Origin of the sequence: Micromonospora cynarisoli (assembly GCF_030518815.1) — a bacterium.
Classification (GTDB): Bacteria; Actinomycetota; Actinomycetes; order Mycobacteriales; family Micromonosporaceae; genus Micromonospora; species Micromonospora wenchangensis.
Map to the genome: position 1 here is coordinate 4,750,653 of NZ_CP130426.1, position 26,591 is coordinate 4,777,243.

Genomic DNA, 26,591 nt, shown 5'->3' on the forward strand with positions numbered 1-26,591 from the left:
AGAGTGCAGAGCCCGGCGGCACCGCCAACCGAACACGGGACAACCAGGAGGACGGGCCGGCCGCCGAATCCGGTGGTGGGCTTCGGCCCGGCCGCCCAACTCGCACAGAAGCTGCGTGACGCGTACCTGGCCGCTGGTGAGCCGCCCATGAAACGCGTGGCGCGCAAGGGCGACGTGAGCAGGAGCACGCTGTCGGAGAACCTCGGCGGTCGGAAGATCCCTACGTTGCGTGCGTTGAACGCCTTCCTCATCGGCATCGGCGTCACCGACGAGGCCGCGCGCGACTGGCGACGACTTCGCGAGGAGGTGGTTGAGGCTGCCGAGCGGTTCGAACCGGACGGCGGCATCGTCTCGTCGTCAGGCCTGCTCGTCGCGCTGCGTCGGCTCAGGGCGGAGCAGCGGCTGACCGACGAGGAACTCGAACGGCGACTCGACGCGGTGAGTGGGGAGCGACTGAAGGGCGCGTTGTCGGGTTCGGTGCCGAGAAGAGCGCAGGTTGACGCGATCCTGGCCGGCGAGGTCGACCTCGATCCGGATGCGCTGGGTTACCTCGTCCTCTGCCTGGGTGCACACGAGAGTCAGGTCCGTGCCTGGTGTGCGCTGGCCGATCGCCTCGGCAAACAGCAGACGGAACCGTGCGACCTGTTGCCGGATCCGCCCGTCGTGCCGGCCCCGGCGGCCGACGGGGTGATCGCCTCGGGTGAGGCGATCGAGGGGACTCGGGAACCCTCGGTCGCACGACTACCCCGGTGGCGGTGGCAGAGGCTGACGGCGATGGCACTGACCGCTGTTTCCCTGGTCCTTCTGAGCATGACGACGGCCGACCGCAGGCGCGACCGGGTCTCGCCGAACAACGGGCGGGCCGGTGGCCCGGTGGTGGAGGACGCGACGGACGGTCAGTACGAGATCTTCGTGCTGGGCCAGCGGATAGTGGTCACGCCGCAGCCGGCGTTGGCCCGGGAGGATGCGGTGATCACCCGGCTGGTCGTCTCCCGGACGACCACCTCGTCCCAGGTGGACGCCTACGAGAAACGGGAGTTCCGAAGGACCGTCATCGACGGGCAGGACTGCGAGTCCAGCACGCTGATCCACCCGGACGACCGGAGGGAGCCTGAGCCGACACAGTGCACTGCTTCCACGCGGACCCGGCTGCGGGTTCCGAACCCGTCGACGGACTCCCAGGAGCTGAGCCGGCAACTCCTGGTCGATCAGGGAGCCGCGCCGGGTTCAAGGGCCGGGTCGCTGGCCACGGTCCGCGGGATAGCCAACCTCAACAAGGAGCACTGTCTCGGCTCCGCACAACGAGCGGCGGTCCTGCGGGTGCTTGCCGGCCTGCCCGGTCTGGTCTTTCGTGACTGGTCGATGGACGCGACGGGTCGACAGGGACTGGCGTTCAGCATCGACGGCGAAGCCAGGGAGAAGGCTGTGGGCACCCGGGACACGCTCGTCATCGACCCTGATCACGGTGCACTTCTGTTCCACGAGCAGACCGTACGTCCCGAGTCGCCGGTGCCGGTGGTCGAATCCGGAACCACCTTCTTGAACTGCGAAATCAGGAAAAGGCGCGACTGAGTACCCGCCCGGGGCGGGTGGGTCTGCTGCGGAACCCGCCCCGGGCGGCAGTACCGTCGCGCCGAGGTGTCAGAAACGCGGCCCGGAAAAGGCGAACGAGCGATGCGCCATGTGAAGAATGACGTCGACGGCGGCGGTTTCCGGCACGGATGGTGCCGGTGACCGGTTGCCGACGGGCCGGTCCGGCATGGTCCTGCCCTTGATCGCCGGGGACGGGTCTGGGCCGCCCGGTCCGAGGCGGCAAATAGTTTAGCGAACATCGATGATCGACGAGTCCTGTAGTCGATCAGGATCCCCTTCTGGCCTGGCGATCATTCGTGGCACGACCCTACCCTGAACCAACGGGCGTCACGGAGCGTCGCCGCTCGATCTCGGAGTGTTCACTCAGGTGCTCCTGGCCTGCCCTGCTGTCGCCTGACCGAGGGAGGGAAGCCACCATGATCCGTGCCGTTCGCCGCCTGTTGGCCGGCGTGATGATCAATTTCCTGATCATATTCGGCAGCTTCTCGGCTGCGACCCCTGCGGCTGCGGCATCGGGGACCTCGCCAGGTGTTCTCGCCGCCCCCAGTTGCCCGGAAGGGTGGTTCTGCTTCTACGACGACGTGCGATTCGGCACCCCCTACGGGAAGCTCTCCGACTGCGGCTGGCAGAACCTGGCCACCTGGGGCTGGCAGAATCGCACCGAAGCGGTCTACTACAACCTGAAAAGCGGTTCGGTGACGTTCTACGAGAGCAACGGCACTCCGCTTTTCACGGTGAGCGCCTCGAAGAGATCCATAAGCGATGTCTATCCGAAGCAGAACAGGGCGGACAAGGTCTACCGGGCCTGTTGAACGCGCATCAGCCCCTCGGACCGACCGCCGATACCGTCCGTGTGGCCCCGGTGCCCGGGGCGGCTCGGGCGGCCCCGGGGCGAGACCGCGCTCGAACCAGGATGTAGTGGCTGGTGGTCGCCGGGAGGCCGCTACATCCTGGAATCAGCGTGACCTTCCGGCGGCGGACCTCTGCCGGCGGCTGGCGTCGTACCCGGAGGAGCGTCCGGGGTGCGACGGCGAGGGCCGGGTCCGTGCGGACCCGGCCCTCGCCGGTGCGGTGTGTCGGCGCGTCAGCGCTCGACGTCGCCGGTGATGAAGCCCTCGACGGCGGCGTGCGCGTCGTGGTCGGCGTACTGGACCGGCGGGGACTTCATAAAGTACGAGGAGGCCGACAGGATCGGGCCACCGATCTTGCGGTCCAGCGCGATCTTCGCGGCCCGGACGGCGTCGATGATGACACCCGCCGAGTTCGGCGAGTCCCACACCTCCAGCTTCAGCTCGGCGTTGAGCGGGGTGTCACCGAAGGAACGACCCTCCAGGCGGATGTACGCCCACTTGCGGTCGTCCAGCCACGGCACGTGGTCCGACGGGCCGATGTGCACGTCGCTCTTGACCATCTCGTGCGGGATCTGGGACGTGACCGACTGGGTCTTCGAGATCTTCTTCGAGACCAGCCGGTTGCGCTCCAACATGTTCATGAAGTCCATGTTGCCGCCGAAGTTGAGCTGGTAGGTGCGCAGCAGCTCGACCCCACGGTCCTCGAACAGCTTCGCCAGCGCGCGGTGCACGATGGTGGCGCCGACCTGGCTCTTGATGTCGTCACCGACGATCGGCAGGCCGGCGTCGGTGAACTTCTGCGCCCACTGCGGGTCGGAGGCGATGAAGACCGGCAGCGCGTTGACGAAGGCGCAGCCGGCGTCGATCGCGGCCTGGGCGTAGAACTTGGCCGCCTGCTCGGAACCGACAGGCAGGTAGCAGACGACCACCTCGGCGCGGGCGTCGCGCAGCGCCTTGACGACGTCGACCGCCTCGGCGTCCGACTCCTCGATGATCTCGCGGTAGTACTGGCCCAGGCCGTCGAAGGTCGGGCCGCGCTGCACGGTGACGCCGGTGGGCGGCACGTCGCAGAGCTTGATGGTGTTGTTCTCGCTGGCCACGATCGCCTCGGCGAGGTCCATGCCGACCTTCTTGGCGTCCACGTCGAACGCCGCGACAAAGTCCACGTCCGAGACGTGGTAGTCGCCGAAGGTGACGTGCATGAGACCCGGGACGCGGTCGTTCGGGTCGGCGTTGCGGTAGTACTCCACGCCCTGCACGAGGGACGAGGCGCAGTTACCCACACCGACGATGGCGACGCGGACGGAGCCCATAGCGTCTGCCTCCTTCTTCTTCATCACGGCCGCTCTTTCCTGGACTCTCCAGGCGGAGGCGGGCTGTTGTTGTCTCGTGGACCGTCGGCCACCCCGGATCGCGGGGCGGTCGGGGCACGGCCGGAGCGCTCGTTGGCGATGAGCTCCTCCAGCCAGCGGACCTCACGCTCGCAGGCGTCGAGGCCGTGGCGTTGCAGTTCCAGGGTGTACGCGTCGAGCCGCTCGGCCGCCCGGCCCAGCACGTCCCGAAGTCCTTCGCGACGTTCCTCGATCGTGCGCCGGCGGCCCTCCAGGATGCGCAGCCGGGTCGCCTGGTCGGTGCGGGCGAAGAACGCGAAGTGCACGCCGAAACCCGTGTCGTCGTACGTCTCCGGCCCGGCCTGGGCGATCAGCTGGGCGAACCGTTCCTTGCCCTCCGCGGTGATCTTGTAGACCACCCGGCCGCGCCGGCTGGTCAGCGCGGGAACCTCCTCGGCGGTGGCGGGTGTCCCGGCCGCCTCGGTGATCCAACCCGCCGCCTGCAACCGGCGCAGGGTCGGATACAGCGAGCCGTAGCTGATCGCCGCCCGGATGGCGCCGAGCTTGGCGGCGAGCTCCTTGCGGAGTTCGTAGCCGTGCATCGGGGACTCCTGGAGGAGGCCGAGGATGGCGAGTTCCAGCACGGGCCACCCTTCCCCTGCCGTCGGGGCGACAGGTCAACCGCCTCGATGTATCGGACCGATACATCGCACGTTAGTACCTCCATCGGCGTCCGGGCAAACCCCCGTTGCGCGCCGACCTCTTCACGGATCGTGACGGTGGTCGCCCCACCCGACCGGAGCGCGTACCCTTTGCCGCATGCGTACGTCTCGCCAGGTGGTCGACTACTCGCTCCAGAAGCGGGCAGTGCTGCGTGACCTCCACGCCGGGCGGGTCGGCACGTACGACGTCTGCGACGCGTCGCCGTACCTGAAGAACGCGGCCCGCTTCCACGGCGAACCGACCGAGCAGCGGTGTCCGATCTGCCGGAGCGAGAACCTGATCCACGTCCACTACATTTACGGGGACGAACTCAGGCAGTCGGCCGGCCAGGCGCGTTCCCTGGCCGAATTGCCCGTGCTGGCGATGACGCTGCGTGAGTTCCAGGTCTTCGTGGTGGAGGTGTGCCTCGGCTGTGACTGGAACCATCTCGTCGAGCAGTTCCTGCTCGGCCGGGACGGGCTGGCCGAGGGCGGCCCGGAGCAGGGTGCGGCGGACGCCCCCACCGCTGCCACGCAGGGGCGAAGGCGAGAGGCGCAACGGTGAACCTGGCTGATCCGGTCGACTCGGGTGGCGTACGACACAGTCACTGCGACCGGCGGCCCCTCGGCCCGAATGGCCCGAAAGATGTGGAATTTGCAGCGCGTCCCCGGCTCCGCGCCGGCCTCTCGACGCGTGTGTCAACTCACGGCAACCCGGTGGTGACGCCCCCGCGTCCCACCGCGACCGGCAGGGTGTGAGGAATGAACTCGTACGGCGATCCCAGTTCCCCGCGTGCGCGGGCCCAGGTACCGGGTTCGAACGGCGGCCCCGGACCGGGGGCGGACGACGGGTACCCCCGACGGGGCGGTGACGCCCGGGGCTCGGCCCCGGCGGGCCGGGCCTCGGTCGGCGGTGCCGGGCCCACCGGGCGGGCCTCGGCTGCGGTCCCGCCGCCGCGCGCGACAGGCGGCGCCGCCGGATCGGCCTCCGTCGGCCGGGCCGTCCCGGGCCGGGCCTCGGTGCCGGTCTCGCCGGCCGCTCCGGGGCGGGCCTCCGTACCGGTCTCCCCGGCCTCGCCCGGATGGGGTGGCCCCGGTCGGGCGTCGGTGCCGGTCTCCCCGGCGGGCGGACCGGCCGGCCGGGCCTCGGTCGGTACGGCCTCAGCGGGCCGGGCCAGCGTCGGCGCGGCCTCGGTCGGCTCCGCCGGGCGGGCCTCCGTGGCCCGGGCCGGCGTCGCGCAGGTCGGCGGCGGGCCGGGTGGCCCGAACGGGCCGAACGGTCCGGGACGTGGCTACGGCGGCGCGGGTGGTGGCCGTGGGCGCGGTCCGGGTGACCCGGACGCGATGGCGCGGGCGAAGCGACGCAAGCGGATCAACCTGTTGATCGCCAGCTTCGCGGTGTTCATCATGCTCGCCGGCCTCGGTGTGGTGGGGTTCACCTACTACTCCACCACCGTGGTGCTGCCGAACCAGATCAAGCTGCCGCTCGCCACGACCATCTACGCGAGCGACAACAAGACGGTCATCGCCAAGGTCGGCGAGCAGAACCGCACCTTCGTCTCGATCAACCAGATCCCGCAGCACATGCGGGACGCGGTGGCGGCGGCGGAGGACAAGAACTTCTACGAGCACGCCGGTGTCGACTACAAGGGCATCGCCCGCGCCGCCTGGAACAACCTCTCCAACGGTGACAAGCAAGGCGCCTCGACGATCACCCAGCAGTACGCCCGCAACGCCTACGAGAACCTCCAGGACGACTCGTACGCGCGGAAGGTGAAGGAGGCGATCGTCGCCTCCAAGCTCAACGATCAGTTCACCAAGGAACAGATCATGGAGCACTACCTCAACACCATCTACTTCGGTCGCAACGCGTACGGCATCGAGGCGGCGGCGTGGGCGTACTTCGGCAAGTCGGTCTCGAAGGTCGACGTGGCCGAGGCCGCCGTGCTCGCCGCGTTGATCAAGCAGCCGGAGCCGAGCAGCACGCACAAGGGCTTCGACCCGTCGATCAACCCCACCGACGCCAAGAGCCGCTGGGACTACGTCATCAAGAACATGATCGAGATGCGCTGGGTCGACGCCCCCGGCCGGCCGGCGCATCCGACGGAGTACCCGACGAAGACGTTGCAGACCCCCAAGGAATCCCGGTCGGGCGTCAAGTTCGGGGTCAACACCCCGATCGGCAACGTCATCAACTACGTGTCGGCGGAGATGCGGGAGAAGAAGCTCTGCACCGACAACGACGCGGAAGTGACCGAGCGTAAGCCGCGCTGTTCGGCGATGCTCCGCGAGGGTGGTTACCGGATCAGGACCACGATCGACAACAAGGTGCAGAAGGCCGTCACCGGTGCCGCCCAGCGCAGCACCAAGGGCTCGGAGCTGGACGGCGCCCGCAAGAACCTGATGGCCGCCGTGGTCTCCATCGACCCGCGCAACGGCCGGGTGCTCGGCTACTACGGCGGGGACGACGGCACCGGTACCGACTACGCCGGCACCAACACCGACACCAACGGCAACGTCACCGGTGGGCACTCGCCCGGCTCCAGCTTCAAGATCTACACGCTGGCGGCGGCGCTGGAGGCCGGCAAGTCCGTCGAGTCGCGGTGGAAGGGCCGGGCGTTCACCCCGGAGGGCGTGAAGTTCCGGGTCAGCAACGCCGGCACCGACAACCCCAGCTGTGGTGACTCCTGCACGCTGCGGGAGTCCACGCTCAAGTCGTTGAACGTGCCGTTCTACCACGTCAGCCTGGACATCGGGCCTGACAAGATCGTCGACATGGCGGCCAAGGCCGGTGTCAGCATGATGTGGCAGACCAACGTGAACCCGCCGAAGGGGCACGACCTGACCAAGGAGAAGGCCGCCGACCTGGCACCCGACCCCTTCTACCACGTGGTCGCCTACGGCCAGTACCCGATCACCGTGCTCGACCACGCCAACGGCATCGCCACCTTCGCCAACAAGGGCATCTACAACAAGGCCCACTTCCTGATCTCCGCCGAGAAGCAGAACAAGGAGACCGGCAAGTGGGAGAAGCTCGGCGGCGAGCAACTCAAGCCGCAGAAGCGGATCAACCCGGACGTGGTCGCCGACGTGACCGACGTGCTGAAGGACTACCCGGGCCGGATCAACCACACCCTGGCGGACGGCCGGAAGGCGACCGCCAAGACCGGCACCTGGGAGCTCAAGGAGGGCACCACCCAGAACGGTGACGCCTGGACCATCGGGTACACCCCGCAGCTCGCCACCGCCGTCTGGGTGGGCAACAAGGGCAAGCGGGAAGCGATCAGGCTGAACAACGGCGACAACATCAGCGGTGCCACCATGCCCGGCGAGATCTGGGAACGGGTCATGAACGGCGCGCTCAAGGGCGAGGACAAGCTGGACTTCCCGCCGGCGGCGAACGTCGGCGACCCGGAGTCCGGCAACGGCACCCCGCCGCCGCCCCCACCGCCGCCGCCGAACCCGAACGGCCAGAACTGCGCCCCGACCGACCTGCAGTGCCTCCTCGGGGGCGGTAACCAGGGGGGCAACAACCCGGGTGGCAACCAGGGCGGTAACCAGGGGGGCAACAACCCCGGTGGGAACCAGGGCGGTAACCAGGGGGGCGATCCGCCGAACCCGCCCAACCAGAACCTCCCCGGCCAGAACGGCGGGAACGGCGCCGGCCTGCTGCCGACCCCACGCACCCGGGACTGATCCGACCCTGCACTGACGAGCATCTATTCCGCTGCCGGCGACCCGCAGACCTGCGGTCGCCGGCAGCGGCATGTCACGGATCGGGCGGGCCGCGTCGGGCGAACGAATTCCGCACCGCGACATGCTGCTCGTCCGGGAGCCATTCATAGGGCAGGATGCATTCTCATGAGCACCCAGCCGACGGCCGGCATCGACGACGCCGGGAGCAGCGACCACCCGTCCCGATCGGACGGCTTCGTCCGAGGCGTCTCCGAGGCGATCGGCGGACCGCTCGGCGACCACGCCGTCGCCCTCGACCGGCCCGCCGGCCGGGAGAGCCGGTTCTGGACGGCCGCCCGGATCGTGCTGGCCCTGGCCTGCCTGACCCTGGCCCTGCACTGGGTGCAGAAGGCGCCCTGCCAGAACGGTGCCTGGCAGAACAACATCCAGTACACCCGGATGTGCTACACCGACGTGCTGGCCCTCTACTACGCCGAGGGCCTGCACGAGGGCAAGGTCCCCTACCGGGACCACCCGGTCGAGTATCCGGTGCTCACCGGCTACATGATGGGCGCGCTCGGCCTGCCGGTGCACTCGCTCGGCGTCGACGACCCGACGATCAACCAGGGGCGCTGGTTCTACAACGCCAACGCGTTGACCCTCGGCGCGCTCGCCGTCGCCACCGTCGGGGTGATCCTCGCCCTGCGCCGCCGACGACCCTGGGACGGGGCCCTGTTCGCCCTGGCCCCGGCGTTGTTCCTCACCGCCACCGTCAACTGGGACTTCCTCGCCATCGGGCTCGCCGCCTTCGGGCTGGCCGCCTGGGCGAAACGACAACCCGCCCTGGCCGGCGTCCTGCTCGGCCTGGGCGGCGCGGCGAAGATGTGGCCGCTGTTCCTGCTCGGCCCGATCCTGATCCTCGGCCTGCGCGCCGGTCGGCTACGGGCCGCGCTCACCGCCGTCGCCACCGGCCTGGTCGCGCTGGTCGCGGTGAACCTGCCGACGGCGATCCGCTACCCCGACAACTGGGGACGGTTCTTCGAGCTGAACACCACCCGGCCCATCGACTGGGGCACGCTGTGGTACATCGGGCGGTACCTCGACGGCAAGGTGAACACCGGCAACCCCGGCGACCAGGGCCCGTTCCAGTGGCTGAACGCCAACATCCCGACCCTGAACAACCTGTCGTACGCCCTGTTCGGGCTGGCCTGCATCGGCGTGGCCGTACTGGCCCTGCGGGCACCCCGACGGCCCCGGCTGGCCCAGCTCGCGTTCCTGGTGGTGGCCGCCTTCCTGATCTTCAGCAAGGTCTGGTCGCAGCAGTTCGTGCTCTGGCTGCTGCCGCTTGCGGTGCTCGCCCGTCCCCGCTGGGGGGCTTTCCTCGCCTGGCAGTTCGCCGAGGTGTGCTACTTCGTCGCCTTCTACGGCGAACTCCTCGGCTCGGCCACCAGTCGCCCGGTCTTCCCCGAGGGGGTCTTCGTGCTGGCCTCGTCGCTGCGGCTCGGCACGGTGGTGGTGCTCTGCGTCCTGATCGTCAAGGACATCCTGCACCCGGAGCGCGACGCGGTCCGCCAGACCTACCTCGACGACCCGGACGGCGGCGTGCTCGACGGTGCCCCCGACGCCCCCTGGCTGTCGAAACTCCGCCGTAGGACCCCCACCCCCGAACCGGAACCAGCCCCCGCCTGAAACCCCCAACCAACGCGCAAGTCCGAGACGGCGTGCGCCCGTCAGGTTTGCGGGGAGCCCAGCCGGCGCAGGGATCAAGCCTGACCGCCCGGAGCCGGCCGGGCTCCCCGCAAACCCCGACCGCAACCCACCTCAGAGCCGGAACACCACGGCGTTGCCGACCTGTTGGCGGGTGATGCCCAACTGCTCGACCGGCGCGTCCACGGTCACCTCCCAGGGTGTACCGACGATCTGGTCCCGCAGCACCACCACGTTGCGCACGCCGAGGGTGCGCAGGTAGTCGACGCTGGTCTGGTCGGGGAAGGCCGCCGACACCCGGCGCACGTCGTCGAGCTGCTTCGGAGTGAAGCCGCTGCCCCCGTTGACCACCTGCTGGAAGCGGGTGGTCGACCAGAGCATCACCGGCTGGTCCTGGTTCTGGCCGCTGGGCAGCACCAGCAGCGGACCGTCCACCGTGCGCATCGCCACCGGCTGCTCCGGCACCACCGGGTGCGGTGTGTCGTTCAGCCCCTCCACCAGCACCAGCAGCAGCGGCAGCAGGGTGACCGCCCGCAGCCACGGTGCCGGCCGGGCGGGCACCCGGTCGGCGCTGATCTCACGTACCCGCCGGGCGAAGGCGCTCACCGCACCGGCCGCGAGCAGGCCGAGGAGCAGCGTCGTCCAGAGCATCATCCGTCCCGGCGTACGCAGCCCGTTGAATCCGGGCAGGTGCTCGAACAGCGGGGCGTAGGTGAAGGTGCCGCCGAAGAACCGGGTCCCCATCGCGAGCACCATGGTGACGATCACCCCGGCGAGCATCAGCAGCCGGTGCCGCAGCCGCCACACCGAGAAGAAGAGCCCACCGGCCGCCAGCGCGTACAGCACGAAGCCCGGCAGGAGCGTCATCTCCGGGTGCCAGGGCAACGCGGCGCGCGCCCCCTCGTGCAGCCCGCCCCAGATCCACGACTCGGCAGGCGCGGTGAAGAAACCGCTGGCCGGTGGCGAGTAGACGCCGATGTCGCCGAGCGTGCGTTCCGCGTTCGGATGCAGCTCGGCGACCTTGAAGTACGGCACCGCCAGCAGCGCGCCGACGGCGGCGAAGAGCAGCCCGCCGACCAGGTCGGCGACGAACAGCCGGCGACCGAAGGGCCGCCGCACCCGTCGCCGCCGCCAGAACCACACGACCGCCGAGACCAGCAGGATCAGCGCGAGGACGTACGCGAAGACCAGGCCGATGCCGAAACCCAGGCTGAGCTGCCAGGCGGCCACCACCCACCCGGCGTACGCCCAGCCGACGCGGCGGCGTTCGGGGCGGTAACCGTGCCGCAGTGACCAGCCGTGGCCCCGGGCCAGCATGGCCAGCGCCAGCGGGATACCGCCGTTGGAGACGATGTGCAGGTGCCCCGCCTGGGCGAGCAGCCACGGCGCGTACGTGTAGCTGACCCCGGCGACCGCCGATCCGATCCGGCCCGCGCCCAACTGCCGGGCCAGCACGTACGCCCCGAAGGTGGCCATCGCGTGGGCCAGCACGAACATGATGTTGTAGCGGAGCACCGCGTCGTCCGGGCCGGTGCCGAGCAGGCCGGCCGGGGCGTAGCCGAGCAGCATGTCGGAGAAGGCGAAGCTCCACGGTTCCGGGAAGAACGTGTTGGACTGGAACAACTGCCCCGGGTTGGTCCGCAGGGCGTGCCCGGACCAGGCCATCTGCCACGCCTGCAGGCTCGGGTCCCAGTAGTCCTGGGGGAGCGTGTAGCGCGGGTAGCGCAGGGTCGGCCAGGTCAGCCCCACGGCGAGGGCGAGCGAGGCGAGGGTGGCGAGCGTCCACTCGTGCACCAGGAACCGGCCGGTGGCGCGGGCGGCCCGTCCGGGGCGGCCGGGCACCGGCTCCGGTGCGGGCGCGAACGAGGTCCACGGATCGGCCTCGGCGGCCGGTCCCTGCTGCTCCCCTCCGGCCGGCCCGTCACTCCGGCCCTTACCGGCCTCGTCCCTCCCGGCCCCGCCTCTGCGGAACCTGTCCCTCCAGGTGGTGCGCTTGCCGGTCCGGTCGGGCGTCGGGCCGGTCCGGTCGGCCGCTGCCGCACTCGTCGCCCCGGCAGCTTCCGCCCCGGCCGACCCGGGTTCAGCCTTTCCGCCCCCGGCCCGGCCCTCGGTTGGCTCCGTGCCGGCCCCGGTGGGTTTCGGGTCGGTTCCGACGGCCGGGGGCGGGTCGGTCCTGCCCGGATCCGAGCTGTCACGCGCGTCGGGTGCCGGCCGGTCCTGCGGTGACCCCGTCCCGCCCCCGGGGGTCGGGTCCGTGCCGCCGGGCTGCTGTGGGGGCGGACTGCCGCTCGTCGCGTTGGTGGTCATCGGCGTTCAGTTCCCCGTGCCGAGCTGCTCGCGGAGGAAGGCGATGTCCGCGCCCTGACCGGTCGCCCCGCCGGGGGTCTCCACGATGACCGGGGCGTCGGCCGCCCGGATCACCGCCACCAGCAGGTCCGGGTCGATGGTGCCGCCGTCGAGGTTGTCGTGCCGGTCCTGCCCGGAGTTGAACCCGCCCTTGGAGTTGTTCGCGTGCACCAGGTCGATCCGGCCGGTGATCGCCTTGACCCGGTCGACCAGGTCGAGCAGTTCCTCGCCACCGGCGTGGGCGTGGCAGGTGTCGAGGCAGAAGCCCACCTCGTAGTCACCGAGGGCGTCCCAGAGCCGGGCCAGCGCGTCGAGCCGCCGGGCGCAGGCGTTGTCGCCGCCCGCGGTGTTCTCGATCAGGACCGGGACGGGGAACCCGCCGGAGTCGGCCGCGTACGCGAAGGTCTTGCGCCAGTTGTCGAAGCCGACCGCGAGGTCGTCACCGGCGTTGACGTGGCCGCCGTGCACGATCAGCCCCCGGGCGTCGAGCTGCGCCGCCGCGGTGGCGTGGCCCAGCAGGAGCTTGCGGCTGGGGATACGGATGCGGTTGTTGCGGGTGGCCACGTTGATGACGTACGGGGCGTGGACGTAGACGTCCACCTCGGCGGCGCGCAGCCGGTCGGCGTCCTCCCGGGGTTTCGGGGCCTGCCAGCCCTGCGGGTCGGAGAGGAAGAACTGCACCGCCTCGGCGGCGCGGGTGGCCGCCTCCGCCAACGGGTCGGCCTGGTCGACGTGGGCTCCGATACGCATGCAGGCGAGCCTACGTCCCGACCCCGACGTGGGAGGGGTGACGCTCGTGGGCAAGTCGCGCCGTCCGCTCCCGTGCGGCGTCACCGGTCGGGGCCGGCGATCGTTGAGGGGAGTGGGACAGCCGGACGAATAGTTTCAATTCGGCTATCACGTGACGATCGCCGTTGTATCATCAGATAACAACAGGATGAAGCTCCGCGGGGTGTCCTCGATCCAACCTCATCGGTGTGGTCGTTCCTCCCCAGGTCCCACCCAAGGAATGCGGACGGGACGCCCCGCGGCCCCGTGGACAGGGGTCCGCCGTCGGCCTTCGGGTGTCGCGGCGGACCCCTGTCGCCGTCGTCGTCCCCCACCCTCGACCGGCCGGGTCGACCTGCCCGGGGGTGATCGTCGGGACCGGGTATCCTGGTCCGGTTGTCCGCGTCCGGTCGGGTTCCCCCGGCGCGGGGCGGGCACGACGCACGACCTCCTGCCACGGAAGGACCGTGGCCGCCTAGCCCACAGGAGGTGAGCACGTCTTGCGTCACTACGAAGTCATGGTGATCCTCGATCCCAGTCTCGAGGAGCGCACCGTCGCCCCGTCGCTCGACACGTACCTGAACGTGATCCGGACCGCGGGTGGCTCGGTGGAGAAGACCGACGTGTGGGGCCGCCGGCGCCTCGCGTACGAGATCAACAAGAAGGCCGAGGGCATCTACGCCGTCGTCGACCTTCAGGCGACGCCGGAGGCGGTGGCCGAACTCGACCGCCAGCTGCGGCTGAACGAGTCCGTGCTGCGCACCAAGGTCATCCGGCCGGAGATGCGCTAAGCATTCAACCCGGTTCGCCCGGATCAGCCTCGTCGGAGATGTCGGACGGTTCTGAGAACCTGTACGACGCAACGATGAGTGCGCGAGGAGATGGTCATGGCAGGAGACACCACCATCACGGTCATCGGCAATCTGACCGATGACCCCGAGTTGCGGTTCACCCCGTCCGGTGCGGCGGTCGCCAAGTTCCGGGTCGCTTCGACGCCCCGGTTCATGGACAGGGCCACCAACGAATGGAAGGACGGCGAGCCGCTCTTCCTGGCCTGCACCGTGTGGCGGCAGGCGGCGGAGCACGTCGCCGAGTCGCTCCAGCGCGGCGCCCGCGTGATCGTCTCGGGACGGCTGCGCCAGCGGTCGTATGAGACCCGCGAGGGCGAGAAGCGCACCGTCATCGAGCTTGAGGTCGACGAGATCGGCCCGTCGCTGCGCTACGCCACGGCGAAGGTGCAGAAGATGTCGCGCTCCGGTGGCGGCGGTGGTGGCTTCGGCTCCGGTGGCGGTGGCAACCAGGGCGGCGGCGGAGGCAACTTCGACGACCCCTGGGCGTCTGCTGCTCCGGCCCCCTCCTCCCGCGGTGGTTCGGGCGGCAACTTCGACGAGGAGCCTCCGTTCTAATGGCGCCGAGCGCCCGCGATCGCAAACCAGGAGCACGTGCAATGGCCAAGGCTGCGGCACTTCGCAAGCCGAAGAAGAAGGTGAACCCGCTCGACAAGGACGGGATTACCTATATCGATTACAAGGACACCGCGCTGCTGCGCAAGTTCATCTCCGACCGCGGCAAGATCCGCGCTCGGCGGGTGACCGGGGTCACCTCCCAGCAGCAGCGGCAGATCGCCCGTGCGGTCAAGAACGCCCGCGAGATGGCGCTCCTGCCGTACACCGCCACGGCCCGCTGAGAGGAGGCACCGACATGAAGATCATCCTGACCCAGGAAGTTTCCGGTCTCGGTGCCCCCGGCGACATCGTCGAGGTCAAGAACGGCTACGGCCGTAACTACCTGCTGCCGCAGGGCTTCGCGATCAGCTGGACCAAGGGCGCGGAGAAGCAGGTCACGGTCATCAAGCGGGCCCGTTCGGCCCGGGAGATCCGCGACCTGGGCCACGCCAACGAGGTCAAGGGCCAGCTCGAAGGTCTGAAGGTCAGCCTGAAGGTCCGCGCCGGTGACGGCGGTCGGCTCTTCGGCTCGGTCACCCCGGCCGAGGTCATCGACGCCGTCAAGGCGGCCGGTGGCCCGGTGCTCGACCGTCGTCGGCTGGAGATGCCCGGTCACATCAAGTCGACCGGCTCCTACCCGGTGAAGATCAAGCTGCACCCTGAGGTGTCCGCCACGTTCGACCTCAACGTCGTCCAGGGCTGACCCAACGCACCAGGCACCACCCGTGGTGGCCCGCACCGGACTCAGGTGCGGGCCACCACGCACTTCCCACGACGACGTCGCACCGGTGTGCGCGCGGTCAGCCGATCGGCTGACCGGTGATCGCGCTGATCATCACGGTGGACAGGCCGCCACCGACCACCGCCGCCGCCAGCGCCACCGTCGCCGGCCGCCAGGTCGTCCCGACCCGGCGCAACAGCACCGCCACCACCAGACTGCTCAGCAACGACAGGCCGAACCGGGGACCACCCGCCACCAGCGAACCCAGCGCGTGGGCCCGGGGCGGCTCGCACCCGCCACCGCTGATGTCCGTGACACAACCGGCCGGCGGCTGACCGTCCAGGGTCAACAGCCACAGGAACACCAGCACCGCCGGCACCAGGTAACAGGCGGCGGTGTAGACCAACGGACGCAGCGGACCACCCGGGTCCGGGTCGAGCAGGTCGTCCTCCAGGCGACGGTTCCACGAGCCGGCACCCACCGAGCCGATCCGCCCCCGCAGCGAGGACGGCGTCGCCCGCCCGGACACCGGCTCGGCCCGACGCCGTGGGGCCGCCCGGGGACGCGGCGCGGTGTAACCCACCACCGGCGACCGGGGCGCCGACGTCGGCGGGTCCATCCAGCGGGGATCGTCGCCCGCCAGGCGGGTACCCGACCAGAAACCCTCCGGCTGCTCACCCCACGGCCAACCCTCACCGGTGACCGGCTGCGACGACCGGGGCGGCACCGACCGCTCCCACCGGTCCACCTCGACCGCGTCCCGCCGGTCGACCCCACCCCGGTCCCACTGGCCGACGTCGGCGCGGTCCGGGCGGTCGACCCGTTCCGGGTCCCGGCCGTCCCACCCGTCACGGTCCGTGCTCACCGGGCCCCACCGGCCGACGTCCGTCCGGTCCCACTGGGCGGTGTCGGTGAACCGGTCCCACTGGCCGGTGCTGTCGCTCTGCCCCCACCGCGACGAGCCGCCGAGCCGGTCCCACCGGTCGTCGGTGGGAGGACTCTGCCAACCGTGCACACCGGAGGCGTCCCACGGGTCCACCGCCGGGCGGTACTCCGGCTCCGGCTCGACCGACCGGCTCCACGGGTCGGCCGCCGGGCGGCTCGCCGGGTCGGTCAGGGGCCGGGCCCACGACTCGTCGGTGTTGCGTCGCCGACGGCGGGGCGGCTGCTCGGGAACGGCCTCCACGGGCAGGTCGGAATCGTCACCGCCGGACCAGATCACCTCCGGACGACGCGACGACGCCCGGCGTGGGCGGGCCGTCGGCGCCGCCCCGGAAACCGGCTCACCCTCGTCGGCGTCCGCCCGCCGGCTCCCGACGTACCCCTGCTCCTGCTGGGGACGGTCGAAGGTCCACTCCCGGGTGTGGTCGTCGGACCCGGGGCCCGCCCCGATCGCCCGCGCCTCCCGGCGTTCGCTCTCCCGCCGCCGCCTGGCCGCCCGCCGGCCCACCCCGGCGGCCCGGCGGGTGTCGTCCTCGTCGTCCGGGGCGGCGTGCCGGCCCCGGCCGTCGGCGTGCGCGATGCCCGACTCGACCGCCCAGCGCGGCAGGTAGGCGTCGACAGGTTCCCGCTGGCCGCGCTCGACCGCCCGACGGCGACTCGGTGTGCGGTCGCGGTCCGTCGAGGAGTATGGATCCGACGGAACCGGGTCGCCGAGGTCGTCCCACGGGGCGATCGGCTGACGCGCGCGCGGGCTGCCTTCCCCGCGCTCCCAGTCCCGGTAACTCACGGCCGGAGCGTGACCCTTCTCAACCGAAAGTGCAATCCGCTGTCCAGGTGTAGCCGTTTCGCAGAGATAGTACGGGAAGACCGACCCAACAGCCTTACCGGAAAATATTCGTCCACAGGGTGTGGATAGTGAACTCGCAGCTCACAGCGCTGGCGCTCAGAATCCCCCCACAGTTTTCCACAGGCTGTGCACACGCTGCGCACATGGTTGTCCACGCGCGTCCACAGGTTGTCCCGAGGCTCGTCCACCGCGCCGGTTGAGGGTCTGACCTCGGGGTCCGTATCGTGGGGCACCGACCGGTCGCGCGATGGCCCCCCGATCGACCTGACCGGACGGTGTCACCGCCGGCGTACCGCCGGGGCAACCGCGACGCTGTGGAGGGGGAACCGTGTCGATCACCGACGACATGCGGGCGGAGCCCCGGGTCGCGGGGCAGTCGTCCGCCCCGCCGCCCCGCGACGGCCAGTTCGACAAGACCCCACCGCAGGACGTCGCCGCCGAGCAGTGCGTCCTCGGCGGCATGCTGCTCTCCAAGGACGCGATCGCCGACGTCGTTGAGATCCTCAAGTCCACCGACTTCTACCGGCCCGTCCACGCCACCATCTTCGACGCGATCCTCGACATCTACGGTCGCGGTGAGCCCGCCGACGGCATCACGGTCGCGGCAGCCCTGGCCGACTCCGGCGACCTCGCCCGGGTAGGCGGTGCCCCCTACCTGCACACCTGCATGGCGGCCGTGCCGACGGCCGCGAACGCCTCCTACTACGCCCGGATCGTCGGCGAACGTGCCGTGCTGCGCCGCCTCGTCGAGGCGGGCACCCGGATCGTGCAGCTCGGCTACGGCACCGCCGCCGGTGGCAGCCGGGACGTCGACGACGTCGTCGACCTGGCCCAGCAGGCGGTCTACGAGATCACCGAACGGCGGGTCAGCGAGGACTTCGCGGTGCTCGCCGACATGCTCCAGCCCACCCTCGACGAGATCGAGGCGGTCGGCGCGCAGGGCGGCGTGATGACCGGGGTGCCGACCGGCTTCACCGACCTGGACCGGCTGCTCAACGGCCTGCACCCGGGGCAGCTCATCATCGTGGCCGGCCGCCCCGGTCTCGGTAAGGCGCTGGCGCTCGACACGCCGCTGCCTACCCCCGACGGCTGGACCACCATGGGTGAGGTCGAGGTCGGCGACCGGCTGCTCGCCGCGGACGGCACACCGACCACGGTCACCGCCGCCTTCGCCGTGATGCACGGGCGACCCTGCTACGAGGTCGAGTTCTCCGACGGCAGCGTGATCGTCGCCGACGCCGGGCACCTGTGGCAGACCACCTCGACGCGGACCCTCGCACCGGTAGGCGCAGCTCAGGGCGCTGCCGAGGCCGGCGACGGCGTGGTCACCACGGCGCAGATCGCGGCGACGCTGCGTACCGGGCCCCAGGGACACCCCCGGCACGCCGTCGCCACCTGCGCCCCCCTGCAACTGCCCGAGCGGGCGGTGCCCATCCCCCCGTACGGCCTCGGCGGCTGGCTCGGCGACGGCCGGGCCGACCCGGGTCACCTGGCCGCATCCTTCCTGAAGACGCTGCGGGAGATCGGTGTCCTCACGGACAAGCACATCCCCCGCGACTACCTGCGCGGCTCCGAGGCGCAACGTCGGGCGCTGCTCGCCGGGCTGATGGACACCGCCGGCACCCTCACCCCGACCGGCGAGCACCGGTACACCTCGACCTCGCGGCGGCTGGCCGGCGACGTGCGGGAACTCGTGGTGGGTCTCGGCTACCGGTGCACGCTCACCGAGCGGCCGGCACCCGGCCGGACCGGGACGACGTACACGGTCGCCTTCGCCACCCCGGACGCCGTCTTCCGCCGGGAGCCCCGGGCGTCCGCCGAGGCCGTCCGCCTGCGCACCGACCCGGGTGTCCGGTACGTGGTGGACGTCCGGCCGGTGGCCAGCGTGCCGGTGCGGTGCGTGACCGTCGACAACCCGGACCACCTCTACCTGGCCGGCCGGTCGATGATCCCCACTCACAACAGCACGGCCAGCATGGACTTCGCCCGCAACGCGGCGATCCGGGCCAACCAGGCCGCCGCCATCTTCTCGCTGGAAATGAGCAAGGTCGAGATCGTCATGCGGCTCCTCTCGGCCGAGGCGCGGGTCCCGCTGCACGTACTGCGCAGCGGGCAGCTCTCCGACGACGACTGGACCAAGCTGGCCCGCTGCATGGGTGAGATCAGCGAGGCACCGCTGTTCGTGGACGACACCCCGAGCATGAACCTGATGGAGATCCGGGCGAAGGCGCGGCGGCTCAAGCAGAAGCACGACCTCAAGATGATCGTCGTCGACTACCTCCAGCTGATGACCTCACCGAAGCGCACCGAGAGCCGTCAGCAGGAGGTCGCGGACCTGTCCCGTGGCCTGAAGCTGCTGGCCAAGGAGGTCGAGTGCCCGGTGATCGCGGTCAGCCAGCTCAACCGTGGTCCCGAGCAACGCACCGACAAGCGGCCACAATTGTCCGATTTGCGTGAATCTGGCTCGATCGAACAAGATGCTGACGTCGTCATCCTGTTGCATCGCGACGACTACTACGACAAGGAGTCGCCGCGCGCAGGGGAGGCGGATTTCATAATCGCCAAGCACAGAAATGGTCCGACCGACAGTATAACGGTCGCGGCCCAGCTTCATCTCTCTCGATTCGTCGATATGGCCATCGGGTGACCGAGACCGGGACGCAACTTGCCGCCGAGCGACGACGAGACGTGGTTGCACGCGCGGAGAGTTCAGCGTAACGGTTCCGGCTGTTCGCGGCCTGATCTCCCGCCGAGGAATCAATATCCCCTCAGTCTCACAGGGCTTGCGGCACGATGCCTTCGACAGGCTGACGCCTGATGCCTGCTACTGGATCGGGTTTCTGTTCGCTGACGGATGTGTCAGCTACCGACCAGGTCACCTGCCGCAGATATCGCTAGGGCTGGCTGAGCGAGACCGAGACCAGTTGGTCGCGCTGCGGGATTACCTGGGCTGCGGAAACAGTATCTCTCGAACAAACCGATCCAAGGCTCGTGTCAGTTCTCCGTGTGATCGCGGAGCTTGGCGGACCGGCTCATCGAATTGGGCAGATACGGTGATTCCATTGACGAGCGGTTGGTTGTCTCGCGCGACTTCTGGCGCGGTGTCGTCGATGGTGACGGCTCGCTGGGGATCTACAAGAGGGCGGCCCCGAGTGGTCGAACATTTGCTCAGTTCAGAGTGGTCGGAAGGCGACATGTCATGACCGCATTCGTTGCTCTCCTCGAAAGTAGCGGCATCAGTGGTCTGTCGGTGCGTCCACACAAGAGCATCTGCACTGTTGGAACCACCTGCGGACCGGCTGAGAGGATGGCCTCCCTTCTCTACCTTGATGCCGAACCGGCGCTGGCGCGGAAGGCGGAGATTGCCGCACAGATGATCGCCCGTCAGCGATAGCGATCAGTTCCGAGCGCGCCGAAATCAGCCGAGTAGCGGGAACCAGCCGGCGGCCTCGCCCAGCGCCACCCGGTCCCGGTCGGTCAGCGGCTCCCGGCCGGTGGCTTTGCCCAGGTACGTCAGGTCGTCCCAGTCGGCGGGCCGGACGGTGTCGTCGCTGAGCAGGCCGTCCATCGTGGCGACCGCGACGGCGACGGCCAGCGGACCGGGCAGCGGCGCGTCGGGCAGGTCGGGCACCAGGTCGAGGTGGTGCACGACGGCCTCGGTGGTCAACGTGGCCAGGAAGTCGGGCACCCGCAGCACGTGCCCCTGGGTGGCGACGTGGCCCTGCGGGTCGGTGGCACCCGCCGCGCGTACGGCGGCCGGGGCGGTGTCAGCCCAGATCCGGACCACGCCGGTGGGCCGGTCGAAGGCGGCGGCCGAGCGGCGGGCCCACCACGCGTGCCGGGCTGCGGCGTCGGGATCGTCGCCCGCCCGGAACGACCGCCAGTAGCTGACGTCGTCGGTGTCGGCCGGCCCGTCGGCGGGGCTGGCCAGCGTGACCAGCGCCCGTTGGGCGTCGCCGAGCAGGTGGAAGAGCAGGTCGGCGACGACCCAGCCGCGACACCGGGTGGTGCGTTGCAGGGTGTCGTCGTCGAGGTCGGCGACCACCCGGGTGATGCCGTCGTAGGCCTGCGCCAACGCGGTGTGCTGCCGGACGAACGTCATGTCGTGCAGCGTCGCACGCCCGGGGCGGTCCGGCACCCGGACCCGGAACCCGCCGGCGGAGCCCCGTGCGGCCGACGGCGGCGACGGGACCGGGCCGGGCGCGGAAGGGCCCGGCCCGGCCGTCGACGGAACCGGTCAGCCGAACATCTCGTCGAGGAAACCCTTGTGCTTCTTGCGCTTGTAGTGGCCGTGGTAGCCGTGGTGCTGCGGGTGGCCGTAGCCACCGTGGCCGCCGTACGCGGGCTGCGGCGGGTAACCCGGCGGGGGCGGGGGCGGCGGCACGGCACCGTAGCCCGGCTGGTGGCTCGGGGCGGGCGGCGGCGGAGGCGGCGGGTATCCGCCAGGCGCCTGGACGTGCTGCTGACCGGGGACGGCTCCGGGCTGACCGGGCGCGCCCGCACTGCGCTGCCGGTTCCAGTTCGCCTCGGCCTCGAACAGCTTTTCGAGTTCGCCGCGGTCCAGGAAGATCCCCCGGCACTCGCCGCACTGGTCGATGACGACTCCGCTGCGCTCGTACTGGCGCATATCTCCGCGACACTTGGGACAGGTGAGCTGCATCGCTCGACGGTACCCGGTCGGCGCAGCATTCAGGCGGTGGTGATCAGCGCCGAGGTCACCTCGTCGTCGTCGACCTCGTGGAAGTCGTCGTAGTAGGCGCTGACTGCGGTGAAGTCGACCGGGTGCTGCGGGCAGACCACCTCGTCGGCCTCGGCGGCGAGCATCTCGTACGCCTGCTGCGCGCCGACGGGCACCGCGACCACGACCCGTCGGGCGCCGAGCCGCCGGGCGACCTGCACGGCGGCGCGGGCGGTCGCCCCGGTGGCCAGCCCGTCGTCGACGATCAGGGCGGTCCGTCCGGTCAGGTCGAGCGGGGGTCGACCGTGCCGGTAACGGGCCTCCCGGCGGTCGAGTTCGGCCTGTTCACGGCGTTGCACCTCGGCGCGGTCGGCCGGGTCGAGCGGGGCGGCGACCTGGTCGTTGAGGACCAGGACCCCACCGGGGCCGAGCGCGCCGAAGGCCACCTCGGGTGCCCCGGGCAGACCGAGCTTGCGGACCACCAGCACGTCGAGCGGTACGCCGAGCCGGTCGGCGACGACCCGGGCCACCGGCACCCCGCCGCGTACCAGGCCCAGCACGACGACGTCGGGCTGACCGGCCAGGGCGGTGAGCCGTTCGGCGAGTCGCCGGCCGGCGTCGGCGCGGTCGCGGTAGCTGCTCATGTCCTCAGGTCTACGCCCCGCGGGCGGGGTGTGCCGGGAACTCGGCGGAACCGGTGCCGGCCGGGTGGCGAGGGCGCTGGCCCAGACCAGCAGGGCGATTGGGTAGAGCAGGTAGCCGAAGCGGGTGGTGGGCATGAGCAGGATCGCGGCGAGCAGGCCGTACCCGCAGACCAGTGCGGTGGCGGCGGCGGTGCGGGGCGGGCGGCGGACGAGCCGGACGGCGATCGCGGCACCGACGGCGACGAGCAGCGTGGCGGCGACGACCCGGCCGCCGGGCAGGGCGGTGGCGATCAGGTGGCCGGGGAACGGGGACTGGGCGGGGCTGGTGACCTGGCCGTGGCCGAGCGGGAAGCGGAGCACGTTCTCCACCAGCGCGTCCCGGTCGACCAGCAGGGCGGGGAGCAGGGCGACGGCGGGCAGGCCGAGCGCACCGGCCGCCACCCGCAGCCCGGCCCGTCGGGTCGCCCCCCAGAAGATCAGGACCAGCGCGACCGGCCAGGCGAACAGCTTCAAGGCGCCGGCCAGCCCGACCGCCAGCCCGGCCCCGCCTGGTCGCCCGGTGGCGGCGAACGCCAGCGCCAGCAGGCAGAGCGCGAGTACGGGTAGGTCGTCGCCGCCGGTGGCGAGGGTGAGCGCGCAGATCGGCAGGACGGTCGCCGCCTGCACGCCACGCAGCACCGCCGGTGCCCCGGCCCGTCCGCCGGTGGTCGGGGCGGGGCGGCGCAGCGCGACCACGGCCCATGCCAGGGCTGCGGCGGTGACCAGCGCGAACCAGACGCGGGAGTCGGTCCACCAGGCGTCGGCGGCGGCCCGGGGCAGCCCGAAAAACGCCATCCCCGGCTGGTACGGGGTGTAGCCGAGCAGCCGTTCGTCGGCGGGCAGCGCGGCGATGGCGTCCGGCCCGAGGTAGGGGGTGCCGTGCTCGGCGAGCCGGATGCCGGCCTGCTCGACCACCACCACCTCCTCCTGGGCCCGGTCGGTGCGCCCGGCGGCCCGCTGCCCGGCCTGCACGGTCAGCGGGAGCAGGGTGGTGCCGGCCCAGGCGAGGCCGGTGACCACCGCGCGGGCGGTGGTGCCGGCCAGCCGGGGACGGTGACGGCGGAGGAGGAACTGGGCGGCGACCAGGACCGTGGCGGCGAGGTAGCCGACGGCGGCGACGCCACCCCAGGCCCGGTGCGGCGGGAGGGTGGAGGTGGTGGCGGTGACGGCGGCGAAGGTCGCGGAGACCAGGTAGAGGCCGAGGTCGAGGGCGAGTCCACAGGCGGCGGTGTCGACGGCGCGGAAGCGGCGGGCGGCACGGTCGGCGGCGGTCACGCCGGCAAGTGTGGCAGACCCGTCGGACGGTTCCGGGCGGGCTGGCGGCGGCCGGGGGTGCTGAGTCGGATGACCGCGCCGGTGTCGTGCAGCGGGGTGGCGAGACTGCCGGGGCGGCCACCGGAGCCCCGTTGCAGCGCGGCGAGGAGCGCGCCGGCCGGCAGTGGGCGGGCGAACAGGTGTCCCTGGCCGGCGGCGCAGCCGAGCGACCACAGGGCGCGGCGCTGCGGTTCGCTCTCCACGCCCTCGGCGACGACGGCCAGGTCGAGGCTGCGGCCGAGGTCGAGGGTGGAGCGGATGACGGCTGCGGCCTCGGCGGAACTCTCCATCGCGGTGACGAAGCTGCGGTCGATCTTCAGCTCGTGGACGGGGATGCGGGAGAGCAGGGAGAGCGACGAGTAGCCGGTGCCGAAGTCGTCCAGGGCGAGCCGGATGCCGGAGTCGCGCAGCCGGTTGAGCACCCGGTCGACCACGTCGAGCTGGCTGAGGGTGAGCGTCTCGGTCAGCTCCAGGACGAGCCGGTCCGGGGGGAAGTCGTGGGCCTGGAGGCGGGCCAGCACCGCGCCGGGGAAGCGGGCGTCGAGCAGGCTGCGGGGCGAGACGTTGACCGAGACCGGCAGGTCGAAGCCGGCGGTCCGCCAGCCGACGGCGGCGATGAGCGCCTGGTCGAGGATGGCCTCGGCGAACGCGGGGAGCATGCCGGAGCGTTCCACCGCCTCGATGAAGCGCAACGGGTCGATCACCCCGTGCCGGGGGTGGTGCCAGCGGGCCAGCGCTTCGGCCCCGGTGACCTCGCCGGTGCCGAGGTCGACGATGGGCTGGAAGTTGACGGTGAACTCGTGGTCGGCCACCGCGCGGGGTAGTTCGCCGCCGAGGGTGAGCCGGCGCAGGTCGGCGGTGTCCCGGGTGGGGGCGTACGTGGCGATCCGCTGGCCGGCCCGCTTTGCCTGGTACATGGCGACGTCGGCGCGGCGCAGTAGTTCGGGCATGCCGCCGGTGGCGGGGGCCGCCGCGATGCCGCCGCTGGCCTCCACGCTGATCCGCATGCCGTCCACGTCGATCGGTTCGTGCAGGGCGCCGAGCAGGGTTTCGGCCCGGTGGGCGGCGATGGCGGGGGCGGGCAGGTTGCGCATCAGCACGGCGAACTCGTCGCCGCCGAGGCGGGCGACCAGGTCCTCGTCGCGGGCGGCGGCGCGCAGCCGGTCGGCGACCTGCATCAGCACCTGGTCACCGGCGGCGTGGCCGAGGGTGTCGTTGACCTCCTTGAAGTGGTTGAGGTCGATCAGGACGAGGGCGGTCACCCCCTCGGCGTGCCGGGTGCCGAGCTGTTCGGTGCCCCGGTCGAGCAGTTGCCGGCGGTTGGCCAGGCCGGTGAGCGCGTCGTGGCTGGCGGCGTGGGCGTGTTCGTCGGCGACCCGGGCGAGTTCGGCGTACGCCTGGGCGTTGCGGACGGCCGTGCACAACGCGGAGGCGAAGGTACGCAGGGTGTACTGCTCGCGTTCGTTGAGCCGGACCGGCCCACGGAACCGCAGTCGTAGCATCCCGACGTCGACGGTGCGGTCGTGTCCTTCGAGGCGGGCGGGCAGGACGGTGCCCTCGATCTCACTGGGGGTGCCGGAGGGGCCGTCGTAGGTGATCGTGCCGCTCGCGCCCCGGACGGTGCGGCCGGCGTCGCGCAACTCGATCTCGACCTCGTCGGCGGAGAAGAGTTCGGTGGCCTGGGTGACGGCGGTGGTGAGGACCTTGTCCAGGTCGACCACGTTGAGCGCGTCGGTGGTGCGGGCCAGCCGCTGCCAGGCCTGCTGCTCGGTGCGGGACTTGACCTGGTTGGAGTAGAGCAGGTGCAGGCTGAGCACCAGCGGTGGCACGGCGAGCAGGAGCCGGGGGTCGGCCTGGAGGATGGCCAGGGTGACGGCGATCAGGACGAACCGGGCCAGCGCGCTGGTCAGGCGCAGGCCGAGGTCGTCGGAGAAGAGCCGGGGCAGCGGGGTGCCGGTGGCCATCGCGATGACCGGCAGGGTGAGCAGTTCGTCGAGGACCACGGCTACGACGTAGGCGAGCCCGATCATGCCGATGGCGGTCGGCAGGTCGGTGTCCTGCGGCGACCAGCCGAGGGTGTGCAGGGCGATACCGCCACCGGCCGCCAGCAGCATGCTCTTGGCGATGCCGAAGGCGGTCTTCAACGGTGCGCGTTTCATGGACAGCAGGGCGATCGCGACGCCGGTGCCGGTGGTCAGGACGACCAGGGGTGCCGGTGCGACGGCCAGCCCGAGGACGATCGCCGTCTCGCTCCAGGAGACCGCGTGGACGGTGGCCCGGATGCGGATCTGCCAGTTGATCCGGACGCCGAGCGCGGCCATGAAGGCCAGTGCGACGGACCGGGTGAGGTCGCCGCCGGTGAGGTCGAGGCGGACCAGTTGGTAGAGGGCGACGACCGCCGCTGCGGTGGCCACCACGCAGACGAGGCCGACGTGCAGCGTCAGCTGCCGCTCGGCCTCCGTCTTGCCTTCGTCCGGTCGCGCCACCGTGTCCTCGACAACCACTCCGTGTCGCTGAGCAGAGGCCAAGGCTACGTGGGGTCACGCCGCCACCACAATCGTTCAGAGCCACTCGTGTGCGGACATCGCGTTCGCCCTCCCCTGATCGTTGTCGCCGACCTTGCGGTCGGGATCTGACAGGGGACAGCCTAAGTGCGGTTAGGCCGATTTTGGAGGTATAAATGTAACTATGAGCGATAGATGAGAATTGAGTGCACCTTGGTGACTTTCCGTTTCCGTGGGGAAACGGAGTGCTGAGCGCTCCCGACGGTTCTCGTTAACGCTAGATAATGGTGCAGACGGCGGCTCCGCGACATCGGACGAGAGGTGCCGTCTGCGGTTACGTCGAGGTGACCGGCTGTGCGAGTGCGACAGATCACCCGATTGCGGAACGCAGCGTAGTCGGGTCGGCGCGGTGGTGCCAACGTCGTCGAAGTGGCCCGGTGGCGATTCGCGGTCACGACGCGACGGAGGGTTTCTCAGGTGTGACG

General features: G+C 70.9%; 20 protein-coding genes and 1 pseudogene. 11 read left to right on the top strand and 10 right to left on the bottom strand.

The window, feature by feature from the left end:
• Window positions 1–75: 75 nt before the first annotated feature.
• Together Q2K16_RS20525 and Q2K16_RS20530 are read left to right on the top strand one after the other, a co-directional pair.
• A complete protein-coding gene (locus tag Q2K16_RS20525) occupies window positions 76–1,572 on the top strand; it encodes a hypothetical protein (protein ID WP_302739376.1) in 1,497 nt (498 codons plus the stop codon).
• Between the two features lie 437 nt (window positions 1,573–2,009).
• On the top strand, window positions 2,010–2,405 hold the full coding sequence (locus Q2K16_RS20530) for a peptidase inhibitor family I36 protein (protein WP_302739378.1): 396 nt from the start codon (window positions 2,010–2,012) through the stop codon (window positions 2,403–2,405).
• A 272-nt stretch (window positions 2,406–2,677) separates the two neighbouring features.
• On the opposite strand, the gene Q2K16_RS20535 is transcribed toward Q2K16_RS20530, so the two are convergent.
• Complete coding sequence (locus tag Q2K16_RS20535; RefSeq protein WP_302739380.1) at window positions 2,678–3,757, bottom strand: inositol-3-phosphate synthase; 1,080 nt, start codon at window positions 3,755–3,757, stop codon at window positions 2,678–2,680.
• A gap of 23 nt (window positions 3,758–3,780) precedes the next feature.
• Entirely contained in the window at window positions 3,781–4,419 is a 639-nt protein-coding gene (locus Q2K16_RS20540; RefSeq protein WP_302739381.1) for a PadR family transcriptional regulator, read from the bottom strand.
• 175 nt (window positions 4,420–4,594) lie between these two features.
• On the opposite strand from Q2K16_RS20540, the gene Q2K16_RS20545 reads away from it, so the two are divergent.
• The 3 genes from Q2K16_RS20545 (at window position 4,595) to Q2K16_RS20555 (ending at window position 9,840) form a co-directional block, all read left to right on the top strand.
• Window positions 4,595–5,041: a DUF5318 domain-containing protein gene (locus tag Q2K16_RS20545; protein WP_302739383.1), complete on the top strand. Its 447-nt coding sequence runs from the start codon at window positions 4,595–4,597 to the stop codon at window positions 5,039–5,041.
• A gap of 197 nt (window positions 5,042–5,238) precedes the next feature.
• Window positions 5,239–8,172, top strand: a complete 2,934-nt coding sequence (locus tag Q2K16_RS20550) for a transglycosylase domain-containing protein (RefSeq protein ID WP_302739384.1) — start codon at window positions 5,239–5,241, stop codon at window positions 8,170–8,172.
• A gap of 165 nt (window positions 8,173–8,337) precedes the next feature.
• Window positions 8,338–9,840 (top strand): glycosyltransferase family 87 protein, encoded by a 1,503-nt coding sequence (locus Q2K16_RS20555; RefSeq protein WP_302739385.1) that lies wholly within the window; start codon window positions 8,338–8,340, stop codon window positions 9,838–9,840.
• Between the two features lie 132 nt (window positions 9,841–9,972).
• Here Q2K16_RS20555 and Q2K16_RS20560 read toward each other — a convergent pair whose 3' ends face one another.
• Both Q2K16_RS20560 and Q2K16_RS20565 read right to left on the bottom strand, forming a co-directional pair.
• Window positions 9,973–12,165: a hypothetical protein gene (locus Q2K16_RS20560; protein WP_302739386.1), complete on the bottom strand. Its 2,193-nt coding sequence runs from the start codon at window positions 12,163–12,165 to the stop codon at window positions 9,973–9,975.
• A 6-nt stretch (window positions 12,166–12,171) separates the two neighbouring features.
• Entirely contained in the window at window positions 12,172–12,954 is a 783-nt protein-coding gene (locus Q2K16_RS20565) for a deoxyribonuclease IV (RefSeq protein WP_302739387.1), read from the bottom strand.
• Between the two features lie 518 nt (window positions 12,955–13,472).
• Here Q2K16_RS20565 and rpsF point away from each other — a divergent pair.
• The 4 genes from rpsF to rplI all read left to right on the top strand — a co-directional run bounded on the left by rpsF (window position 13,473) and on the right by rplI (window position 15,120).
• The gene (gene rpsF / locus Q2K16_RS20570; RefSeq protein ID WP_088643630.1) at window positions 13,473–13,763 is read left to right on the top strand and encodes a 30S ribosomal protein S6; all 291 of its coding nucleotides are present in this window, start codon (window positions 13,473–13,475) and stop codon (window positions 13,761–13,763) included.
• 78 nt (window positions 13,764–13,841) lie between these two features.
• The gene (locus Q2K16_RS20575) at window positions 13,842–14,378 is read left to right on the top strand and encodes a single-stranded DNA-binding protein (protein WP_302739389.1); all 537 of its coding nucleotides are present in this window, start codon (window positions 13,842–13,844) and stop codon (window positions 14,376–14,378) included.
• A gap of 41 nt (window positions 14,379–14,419) precedes the next feature.
• Window positions 14,420–14,659: a 30S ribosomal protein S18 gene (gene rpsR, locus Q2K16_RS20580; protein ID WP_007073789.1), complete on the top strand. Its 240-nt coding sequence runs from the start codon at window positions 14,420–14,422 to the stop codon at window positions 14,657–14,659.
• Between the two features lie 14 nt (window positions 14,660–14,673).
• Window positions 14,674–15,120, top strand: a complete 447-nt coding sequence (rplI, locus tag Q2K16_RS20585; RefSeq protein WP_088643629.1) for a 50S ribosomal protein L9 — start codon at window positions 14,674–14,676, stop codon at window positions 15,118–15,120.
• Window positions 15,121–15,217: 97 nt separating this feature from the next.
• Here rplI and Q2K16_RS20590 read toward each other — a convergent pair whose 3' ends face one another.
• Window positions 15,218–16,867: a hypothetical protein gene (locus tag Q2K16_RS20590; protein ID WP_302739419.1), complete on the bottom strand. Its 1,650-nt coding sequence runs from the start codon at window positions 16,865–16,867 to the stop codon at window positions 15,218–15,220.
• A gap of 388 nt (window positions 16,868–17,255) precedes the next feature.
• Between Q2K16_RS20590 and dnaB the strand changes: the two genes are divergently transcribed.
• Window positions 17,256–19,574, top strand: a complete 2,319-nt coding sequence (dnaB, locus tag Q2K16_RS20595; protein WP_302739421.1) for a replicative DNA helicase — start codon at window positions 17,256–17,258, stop codon at window positions 19,572–19,574.
• A gap of 372 nt (window positions 19,575–19,946) precedes the next feature.
• On the top strand, window positions 19,947–20,321 hold the full coding sequence (locus Q2K16_RS20600) for a hypothetical protein (RefSeq protein WP_302739423.1): 375 nt from the start codon (window positions 19,947–19,949) through the stop codon (window positions 20,319–20,321).
• Between the two features lie 24 nt (window positions 20,322–20,345).
• On the opposite strand, the gene Q2K16_RS20605 is transcribed toward Q2K16_RS20600, so the two are convergent.
• The 5 genes and pseudogenes from Q2K16_RS20605 to Q2K16_RS20625 all read right to left on the bottom strand — a co-directional run bounded on the left by Q2K16_RS20605 (window position 20,346) and on the right by Q2K16_RS20625 (window position 26,088).
• The gene (locus Q2K16_RS20605; protein WP_302739425.1) at window positions 20,346–21,029 is read right to left on the bottom strand and encodes a maleylpyruvate isomerase N-terminal domain-containing protein; all 684 of its coding nucleotides are present in this window, start codon (window positions 21,027–21,029) and stop codon (window positions 20,346–20,348) included.
• Window positions 21,030–21,164: 135 nt separating this feature from the next.
• Window positions 21,165–21,587, bottom strand: coding sequence for a TFIIB-type zinc ribbon-containing protein (locus tag Q2K16_RS20610; protein ID WP_302739426.1), 423 nt, complete (start codon window positions 21,585–21,587; stop codon window positions 21,165–21,167).
• 29 nt (window positions 21,588–21,616) lie between these two features.
• Entirely contained in the window at window positions 21,617–22,249 is a 633-nt protein-coding gene (locus Q2K16_RS20615; RefSeq protein WP_302746558.1) for a phosphoribosyltransferase, read from the bottom strand.
• Between the two features lie 24 nt (window positions 22,250–22,273).
• Window positions 22,274–23,563 (bottom strand): annotated as a pseudogene (locus Q2K16_RS20620) (glycosyltransferase family 87 protein); the annotation flags it as partial.
• Complete coding sequence (locus Q2K16_RS20625) at window positions 23,560–26,088, bottom strand: putative bifunctional diguanylate cyclase/phosphodiesterase (protein ID WP_302739427.1); 2,529 nt, start codon at window positions 26,086–26,088, stop codon at window positions 23,560–23,562. The gene Q2K16_RS20625 and the pseudogene Q2K16_RS20620, both read right to left, overlap by 4 nt.
• Between the last annotated feature and the right edge of the window lie 503 nt (window positions 26,089–26,591).

Bases quoted from the DNA above. Each gene is read 5' to 3' on its own strand.
- Q2K16_RS20545 (WP_302739383.1), top strand. From the start codon at position 4,595: ATGCGTACGTCTCGCCAGGTGGTCGACTACTCGCTCCAGAAGCGGGCA.
- rplI (WP_088643629.1), top strand. From the start codon at position 14,674: ATGAAGATCATCCTGACCCAGGAAGTTTCCGGTCTCGGTGCCCCCGGC.
- rpsR (WP_007073789.1), top strand. From the start codon at position 14,420: ATGGCCAAGGCTGCGGCACTTCGCAAGCCGAAGAAGAAGGTGAACCCG.
- Q2K16_RS20555 (WP_302739385.1), top strand. From the start codon at position 8,338: ATGAGCACCCAGCCGACGGCCGGCATCGACGACGCCGGGAGCAGCGAC.
- Q2K16_RS20565 (WP_302739387.1), bottom strand. From the start codon at position 12,954: ATGCGTATCGGAGCCCACGTCGACCAGGCCGACCCGTTGGCGGAGGCG.
- Q2K16_RS20615 (WP_302746558.1), bottom strand. From the start codon at position 22,249: ATGAGCAGCTACCGCGACCGCGCCGACGCCGGCCGGCGACTCGCCGAA.
- Q2K16_RS20605 (WP_302739425.1), bottom strand. From the start codon at position 21,029: ATGACGTTCGTCCGGCAGCACACCGCGTTGGCGCAGGCCTACGACGGC.
- Q2K16_RS20535 (WP_302739380.1), bottom strand. From the start codon at position 3,757: ATGGGCTCCGTCCGCGTCGCCATCGTCGGTGTGGGTAACTGCGCCTCG.
- Q2K16_RS20610 (WP_302739426.1), bottom strand. From the start codon at position 21,587: ATGCAGCTCACCTGTCCCAAGTGTCGCGGAGATATGCGCCAGTACGAG.
- Q2K16_RS20530 (WP_302739378.1), top strand. From the start codon at position 2,010: ATGATCCGTGCCGTTCGCCGCCTGTTGGCCGGCGTGATGATCAATTTC.
- Q2K16_RS20560 (WP_302739386.1), bottom strand. From the start codon at position 12,165: ATGACCACCAACGCGACGAGCGGCAGTCCGCCCCCACAGCAGCCCGGC.
- Q2K16_RS20550 (WP_302739384.1), top strand. From the start codon at position 5,239: ATGAACTCGTACGGCGATCCCAGTTCCCCGCGTGCGCGGGCCCAGGTA.